The following is a 14836-nucleotide window of genomic DNA, read 5'->3' as shown; positions in this document are numbered from 1 at the left end:
ATAATGCTGACCGAAGCACGAAAAGACGACCTGGCGCGGATCCTCCGCCCAGTGGCTCCGCCGCGCGAACTGCACAACGTCTATTCGCGGGACCAGTTGCAGCGTTTGCTGGGGGTGGTGCGGAACAGCGGGCCGCATAAGCTGATCATCGCGCAGCATTTTGCCTCTGTCGAGGAGCTGATCGCGACCTCCGCGGGTGGGGTTCCGGAGGGTGTGACCCCGACGCTCGATATGTTCCTGTCGCCCACGTTCCGAAACTTCTACGGGAACCATGCGACCTGCCTCTTTCCTGAAATCAATGACTGTTTCTACAATGACAAGTTCCTGGAGCTGGCGAAGAACTACTGGGGTGCCAGATATGCCAAGCCCCAGATGATGCTCTTCAATGTGAACGGCCCGTGCGGCAATACGGACCCCGGGCACCTGGACTCTCCAAGCTTCCGCGGCATCCGCTATGAGAATTCGCCGACCTGGCTGTGCAGCGTCATGGGGAAGTCGGGGCTGTTCCGCGACTATCTCATCAAGATGGCCCAGGTCATCACCTGGTTCTCGCATGACCCTCATAGCGGATTCACCTATTGGCCCGAGGGTCCGCGCACGGCCCCCAAGCGCGTGAAGCCGCCGATCTACAATCGTGGCGTTCTCGTCCAGAATGAAATGATGGTCCATCGCGGTGAGGCGAATGGGCCTGTCGAACAGCAGTTTCCGGCGGGGCTCGACTTCACCAGCGTGTTCGCCGGAGACCCCAACAGCCGCGAGCATTGGATTGTAAAGACCGGTGACGCGGTGATCGCGCGTTACCCTACAGACGAGTTGCGCTTCCTGGTTCACTGGTCAGCCGAGGTGTTCGAGGACTTCGCGGAGTTGAAGAAAAACATGGACCATACCGAGGATCTCACCTTCGAACAGGTCTTCGACACCCTGATCAAGGACGTACGCTCCAAGGGCATCCCTGTCGAGACACCTACGGATCCGCTGCACGATCCGGTGTTCATTCGCACCATCAACGCCGCCTACGACATCGGTCGTCCGACGTTCTATCCGCCAGAGGCGCCGGTGACGCGATTTCGTACCGCGACCTGAGTTCCACTGGAGAATGTCTTGAAAAGTACGTCGAACACGAAGTTCGGATTCACGAAACTCCTCGTCGACAACCTCGAGGCTTCGGCTGCCTTCTATAAATCAGTGTGTGGTCTGGTCGAGACCAGGCGTGTGGATGCCACCATCGCGGGCCGGAACATTCGTGAGATCCTGTTCGCGCCAGGTCACGAGGGGGGAGCTACTTTCGTCCTGCTCAAGTTCCTCGACGCTCCAAAGCCGACGACCGACGAAGTCATCCTCGGGTTCATGACCGACGACATCGATGCCTTCGTCGAGCGTGCGAAAGCCGCCGGCGGCGCAGTGGCTCAATCCTCCTCTACCACCGTTGAGCACGGATTGAAGGTCGCCTTCGTTACCGACGTTGAAGGCCACTTGATCGAAGTCGTCCAGTTGCTCTGACGGAGTCTGACTCCGCTCCCGAGCTCCCTCTCCGATTCCCCAAGCCCCACGAGAGACAGCACCATGCCCGACCTTACCTCCTCCCTCCCCTCACTCCCCGAGAATCCCTCGCTGTTCACCCGCCTGCACGTGGGCCTTCGGGCGCTCAAGGTCCTTCAGACCGATCCCACGAATCCCGCCTACGGCGCCCTGTTCTACGACAGTGTGGAGATTGGCCTGTGCGCGGCACTCGCCCAGGACTTCTCCCGCCATGAGGAGGGCCGCCGCCTGCTGGCCGAGAAGCCCTCGTTGCGTGCGTCGGCCCTGGACCTGGATACGCTGGAGAAGCTTCCCTCGGGGTCGCTCGGCAACACGTTCGCGCGCTACTTCCGGGAGCAGGGGCTGACGCCGATCGAAACCCTCTCTCCGCCGAAAAACGATGCCCAGTACGTCGCCACGCGCCTGCGGGAGACGCATGACTTGCACCACTTGGTGACCGGCTACGCCACCGATGTCATGGGCGAGATGGAACTGCAGGCGTTCACCCTGGGCAACCTCCACCTGCGCACCTCGCTCCTCATCCTGCTTCAGTCGGCGAAGGCAACCAGGAGGGTGCCCGGAGTGGATGCGGCTCAGTACGCCCGGCTGTTGTGGGCCGCGTTCCGGCGCGGCAGCCAATCCCGGCAGCTCGCCAGCTTCCGGTGGGAGGACACCTGGGCGACGCCGCTGGCCATGCTGAGTGAGCAACTCGTCGCGCCCGCGCGGCAGTGGAACTGACGCGCGGCGCCGCTTCCTTTATTCCCCAGGGAGCCTGGTGTCCGCGGCGGTGAAGAACCGCCCACCAGCACCTCGCGGCCCTCGAGCGTCCAGTCGATGACCCCGAGCACCTCGTCGAGCCGGGAGCGGTGCTGCTCGAACACCCTCGCGCGCTCGCTCTCGGGCAGCTGGGCGCCACGACGGAGCTCCAGCGCCACCGGTTCGAGCGTCCGCTCCGCGAAGAGGAGCCACTGGGAGCAGGCGCCGCGCTCTGGAGTGCCGGACGCCGCCTCCGGTTACAAGCCGGTTACACCCCGCGCGGTCCTTCATTCGTACTGTTCTCCGCGTGCTCGATCGGGCACCGACGTACGAAAGGACGCACGATGAAATCGTCACTCCAGCTTCCCGTCATCCTTGGCTCGGCCGCGGTGCTCGCGGTGTCCGCGCTCCTGCTGGGCCAGCCCGCTCCGGGCACGCCCACGCCGCCGCCCGTGGAGCCAACCCCCGTGCGCACCTCGCCCAGGACTCCGGGAAAGCCGGACGTGGTCCCCATCGCCCAGGCGGACGCCAAGCAGCCCATCATCCAGATTGCCCTGCTGCTGGACACCAGCGGCAGCATGGACGGCCTGCTTGACCAGGCCCGCTCGCAGCTGTGGAACATCGTCAACCGCTTCTCCCACGCGAAGCGCGACGGCGTGGGGCCGCAGCTCCAGATCGCCCTGTACGCGTACGGCAACGCCGACCCGGGCGCCAACTCCAGTGAGATCCGCCAGGTGCTGCCCTTCACCACGGACCTGGACCTGCTCTCCGAGCATCTCTTCGCCCTGAGGACGTCCGGCGGCGACGAGCACTGCGGAGAGGTCATCCGCGACGCCTCCGCGCAGCTCGCCTGGAGCAAGGACCCGGACACCATGCGGCTCATCTTCATCGCCGGCAACGAGCCCTTCACCCAGGGCCCCGTCGACTTCGATGACGCGGTGAAGAGCGCCCGCGAGCGCGGCATCACCGTCAACACCATCCACTGTGGCGACTACGAGGAGGGCGTCGCCGGGAAGTGGAAGGACGCGGCGGCGCTCGCCGACGGCAGCTACATGAACATCGACCAGAATCAGCGCGTGGTGGAGATCGCCGCGCCGCAGGACGCGGAGATTGCCCAACTGGGCGCGGAGCTGAACAAGACGTACGTCGCCTACGGCACCGCCGGCAGGCGGAGCCAGTTGCGCCAGGAGGCACAGGACAGCAACTCGCGCGGCGTCTCCATCTCCAGCATGGTGTCCCGCTCCGTGGCCAAGTCCTCCGGCAACTACTCGAACGAGAGCTGGGACCTGGTGGACGCGGTGAAGAAGAACCAGGTGGACGTGGCGTCCGTCCGGGCCGAGGACCTGCCGGAGCCGATGCGCGGGCTGGACGCCGCCGGCCGCAAGGCGTGGCTGGAGGCGCGCGAGCAGGAGCGGACGCGGCTCCAGCAGCGCATCCAGACGCTCAACGCCGAGCGCCAGCGGTTCCTCGTCCAGGCGCGCGAGCAGCAGGCCGCTCCGGGGGTGGACACGCTGGAAGGGGCCATCGGCCAGGTCGTGGAGCGCGAGGCCAAGAAGCGTCACCTCGTGCTGGAGTAGGATGCCGTCATGGCCGCGCGCCGAGTGCTTGTCGTGGAGGATGACCCCGCCATCCGGCGCGGAATCGTGGATGCCCTGCGCTTCGAGGGCTATGAGATCCTCGAAGCCGGGACCCGCGTGGAGGGACAGCGGCTGGCCGAGCGCATTCCCTGCGACCTGGTGTTGCTGGATCTGGTCCTTCCCGACGGGGACGGGCTGGAACTGCTCCGGGCGGTGCGCAAGAACCGCCCCACGCTCCCCGTCATCATCCTCACCGCCCGGGGCCAGGAAGAGGACCGCGTCAACGGCCTGAAGCTCGGCGCCGACGACTACGTGGTGAAGCCCTTCTCGGTGCGGGAGCTGCTGGCCCGGGCGGGCGCGGTGCTCCGCCGCTCGGCCGAGCGGCCCACGGGGACGAGCCGCATCGACTTCCCGGGAGGGCACTTCGAGGTGGAGCGGCGCGAGCTGAGCTTCGACGACGGCTCGCGGGTGGACCTGTCCGAGCGAGAGGCGGACACGCTGCGCTACCTGGGTGACAACGCGGGGCGCGCCATCTCCCGCGAGGAGTTGCTGGAGCGGGTGTGGCACCTGCCCGCCCGGGGCGTGCAGACGCGCACGGTGGACATGACCATGGCGCGCCTGAGGGAGAAGCTCCGGGACGACTCCGAGGAGCCCCGCGTCATCCTCACCGTCCGGGGCAAGGGCTACATGTTCGCCACGCGAGGCGCCGCCTCGTGATTCGCTCCTGGCGCATCTGGATCGCCGTGAGCGCGTGCCTGTGCCTGGCGCTGGCGGGCGTGGTGGCGCTGTCCGCCTTCGCCCTCCGGCTGGACCGCGCGGACCGTCAGGCCCGGGAGAGCGCGGCGAGGGAGGAGAACGCGCGGCTGGCGCTGTGGCGACTGGACTCGGACCTGCTGCCGCTGGTGGCCCGCGAGAGCGCGGTGGCCCCGGAGGCCTACCGCCCCGTGTCCGCGGCGCGCGGGGTGCTCGACTCGAAGCTGCGTCCCATGCCGGAGGGCGAGGCGCTGCTGGCCTCACCGCTGCTGGCCCCACTCCCGGAGCATGTGCTGCTCCACTTCCAGGTGGCCCCGGACGGAACGGTGTCCTCACCCCAAGTGGTGGAGCCCGGGCTGCGCGAGTCGGTGGGCGCCACGCTGCCCGCGTCCGAGCAGGCCGCGTTGGAGGCCCGGCTGGGGAAGCTGCGCGGCCTCCTGGGCGGTACGGATCTCCGACGGGCCCTGAGCGAACCGCCCCCGCGGGTCCGGCGTCACGAGCCCAAGGTTCGCTACGAGAGCACGCTCGCCGAGATCTCCCAGGTGGCGAAGAACGTGAGCGAGTTCAGCGCCCGCTCCCGGAGCGCGAGCCAGGCCCTCCGGGGCGTGAGCAGTTCCAACTCGAACTCCTACGAGGACAACCTCCAGCGCGCCCCCGTGCGGCGCCAGCGGGAGGATGAAACCGCGATGAAGGCCCTCTGGGTGGGGGACACGCTGCTCCTGGGGCGGCGCGTCTGGCTGGACGGGCGGGAGTACATCCAGGGCTGCTGGCTGGACTGGCCCGCGCTGCGCACGTGGCTGGTGGGCCAGATTGTCGACCTGCTGCCCTCCGCGATGCTGGAGCCCGTCGCGGGCAGGCCGACGCACGGAGATGGCCGGATGCTGGCGGCGCTGCCGGTGCGGCTGGTGCTGGGGCAGGTGCCGGAGGGCGGGTATGGCGCGGCGTCCATCTCCTCGCTGCCGGTGGTGCTGACGGTGGCATGGAGCGGCGTGCTGCTGGCGGGCGCGGCGGTGGTGGCGCTCCTCGTGGGCGTGGTGGCGCTGAGCGAGAGGCGGGGCGCGTTCGTCTCCGCGGTGACGCACGAGCTGCGCACGCCGCTGACGACGTTCCGGATGTACACGGAGATGCTGGCGGCGGGCATGGTGCCGGACGAGGCCCGGCGCCAGGAGTACTTCGACATCCTCCACCGCGAGGCGGAGCGGCTGAGCCACCTGGTGGAGAACGTGCTGGCCTACGCCCGCATCGAGCGCGGGCGGGCGCCGGCCCGGCTGGAGCCGGTGGACGTGCGCTCCATGGTGGGCCGGATGGAGGAGCGGCTGGCACAGCGGGCGGCGCAGGCGGACATGGAGCTGTGCGTGGACGTGCCGGCGGGCGTCGCGGTGCTGACGGACCCTTCCGCCGTGGAGCAGGTGCTTTTCAACCTGGTGGACAACGCGTCCAAGTACGCGGCCCCGGCGGTGGACCGGCGCATCCACGTGGAGGTGGAGCGGCGCCGGGGCCGGGTAGGCCTGGCGGTGAGGGACCACGGGCCCGGCGTGGACGCGGTGACGGCACGGCGCCTCTTCGAGCCCTTCTCCAAGTCCGTGCAGACAGCGGCGAAGACGGCGCCGGGCGTGGGGCTGGGACTCGCCCTCTGCCGGAGGCTGGCGCGGAGCATGAAGGCGGACCTCCGCCACGAGCGCGTGGCGGAGGGTGGAGCGCGGTTCGTGCTGTGGCTCCCTCCCCGCGCAAAGTCAACCTTGAGGGGCTTCTGACGCTCGACTTCCGTCTCGACCCCAGGTGGGCTTGTTGCTCACGTTCAGGCGCACCGGATTGTACGTCGAGGGCAGCCAGACCCACGGAAATCCAATCTCCGGGTATTGGGCGATCATCTCCCGGAGGTAGCGGAACAGGTTGATGACCATCGTCAGCACCATCACCACCAAGAGCCCCCGGCGACCCACGGGTTCGAGCGATGAGGGCAATGCCGACAGGGGAAGCACCAGGAGGAACAACGCGCCCTCGACCGTCAACCAGGCGGGAGACTTGTTGACGAGCTGGCGCGCGTGGACGCCCACCGCGAGACTGCTCATCGCGACAGCCACCAGGGCCCGGGCGGAGAAGACATCGCTCCAGTGCCGCATCCAGACCCCATAGATGCCGAGGATGAGGGCTGGCGCCGCGAGAATCCGCACGTAGAAGCGGACAGATGACAGCCGCGAGCGGAACATGAGCACCAGGTCCTGGAGCAGGCACCAGAAGCCGCACCCGAAGACCACGAGGCTCAAGAGGGTGTAGGCGAGTTGGAAGTCGCGATCCGAGAGAATCGCCACGTCGTGAATACAGACGGCCAGCCCCAGGAACAGACAGAAGACATAGTTCCACAGGTGGTTGATGTAGGGGTCCCGCATGATGCCCGTCGCGAAGTAGCGGCACAGCCCCAGGTAGAAGAACAACTGGCCCGTGGCGGTCAACAAGACGTAGGGCACGAAGTAGAGGCTCTGCCGCGGACCGAGTTGAGCCACGATCATCACCGCCATCGCCGAGTTCGCCACGTCGACCCAGTGATCCCAGAAGTGGCGTGCGGTCGATTGTGTCCCATTGCGCCGGGCCAGGGTGCCATCCATGGAATCCAGACAGAAGTGGAGCACCCGGCAGATCACCCAAAGCCCATACATCCACCGTGCGCGCTCGAAGGTATGGACGGCGGCGAGCAGGAACACGTGGAGGACCAACCCGGGAAGACCCAGGACGACCGGTGAGAGCCGATAGGGAAGACAATGGATGGCGAAGTGACGGCATCCCTCCCGGAGCATGCGGATGAGGGCATCTTCCTCCGGGCGCTTGTAGCTCTGCTGCTTGTCAAGGACCAATACGTGCGGTTCCAACGTTCGCGCCTGCGGCTCACTCATCGACATTAATTTCAGGATGATACACCGTTCACTGACGAACGGAAGCCAGGTGGCCGATGCTTGGAGTTCAACGCGACCAGGAGCCGGTGCTGCTGAGCTGCGGAGCGGGCCGTGGCGCGGACCAGCGGAGCGGCACGCCGTTCTCGATCCACGTCCCTTCGGTGACACGGAAGCGCAGGAGCCGCTCCGCCCCCGTGAAGGCCTCGACCTCGGGCCCCTCCCAGACAATCTCCGTCTCACCCGTCAGAGAGAGGATCCCACCCGAGGTGAAATCAACGAACAGCAGGCCGGCTCGCGGGTTGAGGAGCAGATTGCCCAGCGTGTTGAACTGAAGGTTGCCGCTGAAGTCCGGAGCCGTCAGGACGGTGCGGCCGGCCTCTTCCGTCACACGCACGAAGCCGGGTTTGCCTCCGCGATGCGAGACGTCGACGCCCTCGACTGGATCTCCCCCGCGTGCCACCGGGGACGCCGTCGCGATGAAGAACGTATCCGCGCGCTCGATGAGCCCGGCGCTGACACCCGACAGCAACGGGCCTTCCGTCCACACCGGCCGCGGCTCGGTGACACAAGAGGGCTCGGCCACGAAGACTGGCTCCCGTGCCTGGATGTACCGCGGGCAGTTGCCGAAGCTCTGCTCGACCTGGACGGCGAACCGGCCCTCTCCGAGCTCCACCACCGTTCCGTTCATCCGGACGCGGCGGCGTGTCTCGAGCTGAATGCCCAGAAGGCCCAGGGGCGCGCCCAGCGTGAGGTTGCGGCCCAAAGCATCTCCGAAACCAGGGCGCGCGGAGATCACGAGCGTCCTCGAGTCCGGCGAGGTCACGAAGCCGGGTGCTCCCACGAGGAGGGAGGCCCAGGGACGCCGCTCGCCATCCAGACCGCCGACCAGCAGGAAGGGCAGCTCGCGGAACAGCTCACGGTGAGGGTCCGGCATGAACGAGCGGATGAACTTACGCCCCGTCTGCTCGAGACGGTCGCGCATCCCGACCCGTTCCTGCACGGCCTGCTCGCCGGCGTGGAACGGCGATCGCTCGAGAGGCCACCCCGGCGGCGGAGCACCGGGGACATTCGATGGAGCATTCGGCGGCATGACAGGACCTCCCGCGACGGATCAGGCCGCGTATTGGGTCGGCGTCCGCGGCATCGGTATGAAGCCGGGCAACGCCTGGATGCGAGCGAGCCACGCCCGGACGTTGCCGTAGGGCTCGAGCGACACGCCTCCCTCGGGAGCGTGGGCGGTATAGGAATAGAGCGCCACGTCGGCGAGGGTCGGCGCGTCCCCGGCGACAAAGCTCCGGGTGGCCAGATGCGAGTCGAGCACCGTGTAGAGCTGGGAGGCGATCTCCTTCGCACGCTCGGCGTCGAGCTTCATGCCGAACACGGTGACCAGGCGCGCCGTCGCGGGACCCGACGCGAGCGGTCCGGCCGCGACCGAGAGCCACTGCTGCACTCGCGCCGCCGCGACCGGCTCGCGCGGGAGCCAACGCCCCGATGGGTCATACCGCGTCGCGAGATAGACGAGGATGGCGTTGCTGTCGGCCAGCGTCACCTCTCCGTCTTCGATCACTGGCACCTGGCCGAACAGGTTCTTGGCCAGGAATCCGGGGGACTTCTGCTCTCCTTTCAGGAGATCGACGTCGACGAGCTCGAACGGGAGCTTCAACAGAGACAGGAACAGCTCGACCCTGTGAGAATGACCGGACAGGGCGTGACGATAGAGACGGATGGGGCGAAGGGGCTGGGTCATGAACGGCAAGATGCTCGTTGCCACCCGGAAGCGGAATGAGCGTTCTTGACAATGCACCGTTCCACGCCGCGGAATGATCGCGTGGATCGTCTCGAGACCTTGCGTGTATTCGTCACGGTGGCGGAGGAAGCGGGCTTCGCGTCCGCGGCCCGGCGTCTGGCGATGTCGCCGCCAGCGGTGACCCGGGCCATCGCGGCGCTTGAGGAGCGCATCGGCACGAGGCTCCTTCATCGCACAACGCGCATCGTGCGCCTGACGGAGACGGGCACCCGTTTCCTCGCCGACTGCAAGCGCATCCTCGGGGAGCTCGAAGAGGCCGAGGCTTCGGCCGCGGGCTCCCATACCGAGCCTCGAGGTCAGCTCGGGGTCACGGCATCCCTGATGTTCGGGCGGATGTTCATCGCCCCCCTCCTGCTCGACTTCCTGGCCCGGCATCCGCGCGTCATGGCGCGAACGCTGCTCGTGGATCGCGTTGTCGACCTGGTGGACGAGGGGCTCGACGTCGCCATCCGGATCGCCCACCTGGAGGACTCGACGTTGACCGCTGTCCGGGTGGGTTCAGTGCGGCGGGTCGTCTGCGCGTCCCCTCGGTACCTGGCCGAGCATGGCATCCCGCGGACCCCGGCCGAGCTGTCGCGCTTCGAGGCGTTCACGCTCTCGTCCACCGTGGCCCCGCAACCCTGGGCATTCGCATCGGGGACGAGGAACCAGACGGTCAGCCCACCCACGCGGCTGATCGTCAACACCACGGAGGTCGCCATCGCCGCGGCGGTGGCCGGGCGGGGGCTGACCCGAGTGCTCTCCTATCAAATCGCCCCGGAGCTGCGCGCGGGGCAGCTGCGAATCGTGCTCGAGGACTTCGAGCCCCCGCCCCTTCCGATTCACGTCGTATACCCCGAGGGGCGGCGAGCCAATGCCCGGGTGCGTGCCTTCGTCGACTTCGCGGTGGAGCGGCTCCGGGCCGAGAAGTCGCTGAACCCCTGACTCATGCCGTCCCAACTCCCTGTCCCACGCACACCACGGTCCGTTCACCGCATAGCGGTAGGCGTATGAAGCGCCGCTTGGAGGTCATTCCCCATCCAAGCGGCGTTACCCGTCTCCGGGGATTACTGCCACTGATAGACGCGAACCCAGTCGACTTCCATCGTCTGGGGCGTCTTGCGGATGAGGTCCGCCGTGGACTGCGGCACACCCGGGTACGGAGAGGACGCGCCGTTCACGCCCTGCGGATAGGTGCCACCCACCGCCAGGTTGAGGATGATGAAGAACTGCTTGTCATACACCCAGTTGCCGTACCGGGTGACCTCCGACTTCTGCGTGGTCTTCACCAGATTGCCGTCGATGTACCACTTGATGTCCGTGGGGGAGAACTCCGTGCGGTACACGTGGAAGTTGCTCACCGAGGAATTGGGGTAGAAACGGGCGTTGATGGGGGTGTTGCCCGAGTAGCCCGGGCCATGCAGCGCGCCCGAAACCCAGTCGCCGTAGCCAACGTTCTCCATGATGTCGAGCTCGCCGCACGCGGGCCAGCCCACCGAGTTGATGTCACTGCCGAGCAGCCAGAAGGCCGGCCACAGGCCCGGGCCCACCGGCATCTTGATGCGCGCCTCGATGCGGGTGTGGCCAAACTGGCGCTTGCCCGCGCTCTCCAGGCGGCCCGAGGTGAAAGGATAGCCGTTGCTGGACTGCAGGCGGGCGGTCAGCTTGAGCGTGCCGTTGCTCACCGACACGTTCTGCGACGAGGTGGTGTACTGCTGCTGCTCGTTGTTGACGTGGATGTTGGTGATGTACGACCAGTTGGACTGATCCACGCTGGTGCCGTTGAACTCATCGCTCCAGATCTGCACCCAGCCCGCCAGGGGCTGCTCCTGCTGCGCGGTCGGCTCCTGGACGGGCTGCTCCATCTCGCCGCCACATCCCGCGGTGAGCAGCATCGTGCCGCTCAGACCCAACGCGAAAAGCTGCTTGAAACCGCTCGGACGCTTCGAATGGGTAATCATGGTCATGAGCACGTATTAACATGATTCCAAGGAAAACGCCGAATAATTGTTTTCCCGGCAATTGACGCAACCAGTCACCCTTGCGCCCTCAAGGAAAAAATTTCAGCGAAACATGAATCTCATGCTCAGGATGGATGGGCTGCGCTCGACAGAACAAGCGGGTACTGCCATTCCAATACATCGCGATGACTCCCTCCGTGCTTCCGGTCTGGCCCGGCCGGCGGCCGACGGTGTCAGTGGAGGTAGCCACGGGTCGAGGCGACGCGTGACCGCAAGGCATTCAGATCGCGGCTCGAATAATAGAAGCCCGCCCGCACGACCCCCGCGATGCGGTGAAGGTTCTCCACCCGCTCCAGCGGGTCGGCGTCGAGCAGCACCATGTCCGCGTCGCGCCCGCGCTCGATCGTGCCCATCGTGTCGCGGCGGCCGAGATACTCGGCGGGGTTGATCGTCGCCATTTGGAGGATCTTGAGTGGCGAGAACCCCGCCTCGGCCAGTTCGGCGAACTCCTGCCGCAGCGTCAGCCCGGGGCCCATCAGCGCCCCGCCGTCGGTCCCGACCATCATGCGGACCCCGGAGTCGGCGAAGCGCTTGGCCAGCGCACGCTGACGCGGATAGGCCTTACGGAACGTGCCCAGCATGTCCCGCGGCAGCTTCTTGAACCGCTCCGTCACCTGGCGCCACTTCTTGACGTTCTCTCGCGGCATGTATTGCAGCAGCTCGTCGCGCTCGTAGTTCGGCTCGTCCGCGAGTTCCTGCGTGCGCAAGCGCACCAGCGTCGGGACGTGCCAGATGCCGTCCGTCACGAAGTGTTCGGCCACCGAGTCGCACCTGGCCTCGCTGAAGGTGTCGATCGCGAGTCCGAGCCGGGCCGCGTCACCCGGATGAGCGAACGCCACCGGGTTGATGAGCAGGGTGCGGAAGCGGCGCATGATGAGGCGCTCGAGAAACGGAATCTTTATCGGCGGCGCCTTGATGAAGGGGCGCTTATAACTGTCGGCGCGGAGCATCTCCTCCTGAGAGGAGCAACTGACCCAGATCGTGCTGCCGGGCCCCAGATGCTCGATCGAGCGGAAGCCGGCGCGTGACGCCTCGAGCGCGTCGGTCCCCTCCTGGAGATGCCCAAGAATCGGGATCCCCACCCGCTTGCCCTCGGCGATCGCCGCGAAGAATACCTCCGGGCTCGTCAGGCCCAACTTGACGAAGTCGGCGCCCTGGTCCTTCTGCCGCCGGATCTCCGCGACGACCTCCTCGACCGAGCCCGCGTTGAAGGGCGTGAGGATCGAGCCTGGCGTCTCCAGCAGCGCGGGTGATTCCTTCCCGATCGGCAGGTCGCCGTTGCGCCGCAGCTCCAGCAGCCCGGGCGAGCCTGACATCTGCCGAAAGCCGGTCACCCCCTCCACCAGCATCAGGGCGAGCCCGCCCGATGGATCCTCCAGCTCGAGCACGTGGGAGTGCATGTCGTTGTAGCCCGGGACGATGAACTTGCCGGTCGCGTCGACAACCTGGACCGAAGGACGTGGCCGCATCGAGCCAACGGGCACGACGTCGACGATCCGTCCCCCCTGGGTGATGACGGTCATCCCTGCCGTCTTGCCGCCGTCGCGAGGATCGACAATGGTCGCGCCGTCGATGTGGAGCTCCTCGGAGAGCATCGGCTCGGCACGCGAACGCGACTCGCTCGCGCCGCGGACCAAGGGCCGACGCACCGATTGGAACGGCCAGAAGGGCAGCAACGACGCCGCCCGCGAGTAGGCGCAACAAGGGCAGGGACCGCTTCCCATCAGCAGAGACATCAACATGGCCGAGCTTCCTCCCGCCTTCCCATCTTACCCGGGTCACTCCTTCTTCGCGGGCACCTGCAAGCCCGCCGAGCGAGCCAGGCCCATGACGCCCTCCACCGCCGCGGCGATGTATCCAAAGGGATTGGCTCCATCCACCGCCGTCACGTGCACTTCACCCATGTTCTGCTGGAAGGCCGCCGCCAGTTGCGGCAACTGCTGCGCCAACACCAGTTGAATCGACTCGGGCGACAGCGTGTTTTCGATTTCCCGCAACGCCTTGGCCCTCGCCAACTCTGGATCCTGCGCCATGCGCGCCTTGCGGGCATCCAGCTCCGCCAGGGTCAGCTCCGCTTCGGCGATGGCACACCGGGCCTCGGCCGCCCTCGCCTGAGAGCGCGCCCGCTCCTCCTCCTGGTGCAACTCCGCCATCCGCGCCTCATGCCGAGCCGCCAGCGTCTGCTGCTCGTACAACAGCGCCGCCACCTCCGCCTCCGCCTGAAGCCCCTTCATCCGACGCTCGTGCGCCAAGCGCGCCACGTCCGACTCCTGCTCGAGCTTCATCCGCTCCAGGGCCGCTCGCGCCTGGGCTCCCGCCAGCGCCCGCTCGTTCTCCTGCTGCGCCTCCGCCATCCGCCGCTCCGCCTCCAGCCGCGTCAGCGCCTGCGCCTCGTCCGTCCGGGCCTTCTGCTCGCGCACCTCGCGCTCGGCGTTCAGCTTCGCCAGCGCCGTCTCGCGCTCCAGCGCCACCTGCGCCTGCCGCGTCCCCCGCTCCTTGGCCACTCGCGCTTCCTCCACGCGCGACTCGACCGCCAGCGACTCCAGCTTCGCCTGCTCCTCGGCCTCCTGGCGCTTGTGGCGGACCTCCTCCTCCGTCGCCAGCCGCGTCAGGGCGATCTGCCGCTCCACCTCCGCTTCCTCGCGGCGGATGAAGCGCTCCTTGGCCAGTTCCGCCTCGCGCGCCACCCGCTCCTGCTCCTGGCGGTAGCGCGCCTGCATGTTCGCGAACACCGTGTCCGACAGCACCCGCACGTCCTGGATTTCAATCGTGTCCAGGACCACGCCCCACCCCGTGTCCGTGCTGTCCTCCAGCCGCCCCCGGCCCGACACCACCGGGGCGATCTCCCGCATCAGCTCCGTGGCCAGCCCCTCCTTGCGCCGGGTCAGGCACTCCTCCACGGTGAGGTTCGCCACCAGCCGCCGCACGGCGCCCACGAACATCTCCCCGAGCAGCTCGCGCAGCTTCTCCTGGGCCCGCTCGGGGAAGGAGAAGTTGAGCATCCGGAAGGCCACCAGGGGGTCGACGATCCGGTAGACCGCCAGCCCCGTCACCTGCACGCCCACCTTCTCGCTCGTCACCTGATCCGCGGTGAAGCGCAGGCGCTGCACGCTCGTGGGGACAATGGCCACCGCGTCGCCCGGCAGCTTGAAGCACGAGGCGCCCTGCCCACTCACGTCCCGCACCCGGCCCCGGCGCATGTGGATGAGGAACTCGCTCGGCCGGGCGGTGATGAGACCCCACTTCTTCATCTTCTCGGGGTCCTCGGCCGGCTTGCCCGCCCGCCAACCCCCCTGGTAGCGCGCTTCCGACTCCACCCGGGCCAGGTCGTTGCGCACCTCGTTCCGGGGCGGCGGCGGGGGCTCCCCTACCGACACCGCCAGGGAACCCACCGCGTTCAGATTCACCGCCCGCTTGTCCTTCGTGCTCATCCGCGTCCCTCCAGAAGTCCTGGACTTCGCGGATTGCAGGCCCGTGGCCAATGCTGGAGCGCCCTGAAATCGACCACTTGGGGGCAAGGGGTGCTCCAGCCTG

13 protein-coding genes are annotated in these 14836 nt (G+C 67.4%); 7 read left to right on the top strand and 6 right to left on the bottom strand.

Features of this window, described 5'->3' with window-relative positions:
- The first annotated feature begins 3 nt into the window (after positions 1-3).
- From MEBOL_RS28930 to MEBOL_RS28905, 6 genes are all read left to right on the top strand, one after another.
- Complete coding sequence (locus MEBOL_RS28930) at positions 4-1083, top strand: hypothetical protein (protein WP_095980475.1); 1080 nt, start codon at positions 4-6, stop codon at positions 1081-1083.
- Between the two features lie 18 nt (positions 1084-1101).
- Positions 1102-1500, top strand: coding sequence for a VOC family protein (locus tag MEBOL_RS28925; protein WP_095980474.1), 399 nt, complete (start codon positions 1102-1104; stop codon positions 1498-1500).
- 63 nt (positions 1501-1563) lie between these two features.
- Positions 1564-2256, top strand: coding sequence for a Coq4 family protein (locus MEBOL_RS28920; RefSeq protein ID WP_095980473.1), 693 nt, complete (start codon positions 1564-1566; stop codon positions 2254-2256).
- A gap of 362 nt (positions 2257-2618) precedes the next feature.
- Complete coding sequence (locus tag MEBOL_RS43810) at positions 2619-3851, top strand: vWA domain-containing protein (protein WP_095980472.1); 1233 nt, start codon at positions 2619-2621, stop codon at positions 3849-3851.
- A gap of 9 nt (positions 3852-3860) precedes the next feature.
- A complete protein-coding gene (locus MEBOL_RS28910) occupies positions 3861-4568 on the top strand; it encodes a response regulator transcription factor (protein WP_095980471.1) in 708 nt (235 codons plus the stop codon).
- Entirely contained in the window at positions 4565-6358 is a 1794-nt protein-coding gene (locus MEBOL_RS28905) for a sensor histidine kinase (RefSeq protein WP_095980470.1), read from the top strand. Before MEBOL_RS28910 ends, MEBOL_RS28905 begins: the two co-directional genes overlap by 4 nt.
- Here the strand turns inward: MEBOL_RS28905 and MEBOL_RS42215 are convergent.
- The 3 genes from MEBOL_RS42215 to MEBOL_RS28880 form a co-directional block, all read right to left on the bottom strand.
- On the bottom strand, positions 6338-7456 hold the full coding sequence (locus MEBOL_RS42215) for a CDP-alcohol phosphatidyltransferase family protein (RefSeq protein ID WP_179956316.1): 1119 nt from the start codon (positions 7454-7456) through the stop codon (positions 6338-6340). The genes MEBOL_RS28905 and MEBOL_RS42215 overlap by 21 nt on opposite strands.
- A gap of 106 nt (positions 7457-7562) precedes the next feature.
- The gene (locus MEBOL_RS28885) at positions 7563-8477 is read right to left on the bottom strand and encodes a pyridoxamine 5'-phosphate oxidase family protein (protein WP_095980468.1); all 915 of its coding nucleotides are present in this window, start codon (positions 8475-8477) and stop codon (positions 7563-7565) included.
- Positions 8478-8606: 129 nt separating this feature from the next.
- The gene (locus tag MEBOL_RS28880; protein WP_095980467.1) at positions 8607-9242 is read right to left on the bottom strand and encodes a glutathione S-transferase family protein; all 636 of its coding nucleotides are present in this window, start codon (positions 9240-9242) and stop codon (positions 8607-8609) included.
- A gap of 81 nt (positions 9243-9323) precedes the next feature.
- Between MEBOL_RS28880 and MEBOL_RS28875 the strand changes: the two genes are divergently transcribed.
- Positions 9324-10226 carry a LysR family transcriptional regulator gene (locus tag MEBOL_RS28875; RefSeq protein WP_095983067.1) on the top strand — a complete coding sequence of 301 codons (903 nt, stop codon included), beginning with the start codon at positions 9324-9326 and terminating at the stop codon, positions 10224-10226.
- 122 nt (positions 10227-10348) lie between these two features.
- On the opposite strand, the gene MEBOL_RS28870 is transcribed toward MEBOL_RS28875, so the two are convergent.
- The 3 genes from MEBOL_RS28870 to MEBOL_RS28860 form a co-directional block, all read right to left on the bottom strand.
- Positions 10349-11242: a glycoside hydrolase family 16 protein gene (locus MEBOL_RS28870; protein WP_245918934.1), complete on the bottom strand. Its 894-nt coding sequence runs from the start codon at positions 11240-11242 to the stop codon at positions 10349-10351.
- A 233-nt stretch (positions 11243-11475) separates the two neighbouring features.
- Complete coding sequence (locus MEBOL_RS28865; RefSeq protein WP_095980465.1) at positions 11476-13044, bottom strand: amidohydrolase family protein; 1569 nt, start codon at positions 13042-13044, stop codon at positions 11476-11478.
- A gap of 36 nt (positions 13045-13080) precedes the next feature.
- Positions 13081-14733 (bottom strand): SPFH domain-containing protein, encoded by a 1653-nt coding sequence (locus MEBOL_RS28860; protein WP_095980464.1) that lies wholly within the window; start codon positions 14731-14733, stop codon positions 13081-13083.
- Positions 14734-14836: the final 103 nt, after the last annotated feature.

The organism is Melittangium boletus DSM 14713, assembly GCF_002305855.1.
Taxonomy (GTDB): domain Bacteria; phylum Myxococcota; class Myxococcia; order Myxococcales; family Myxococcaceae; genus Cystobacter; species Cystobacter boletus.
This window is presented reverse-complemented; position numbering and strand designations above follow the sequence as displayed.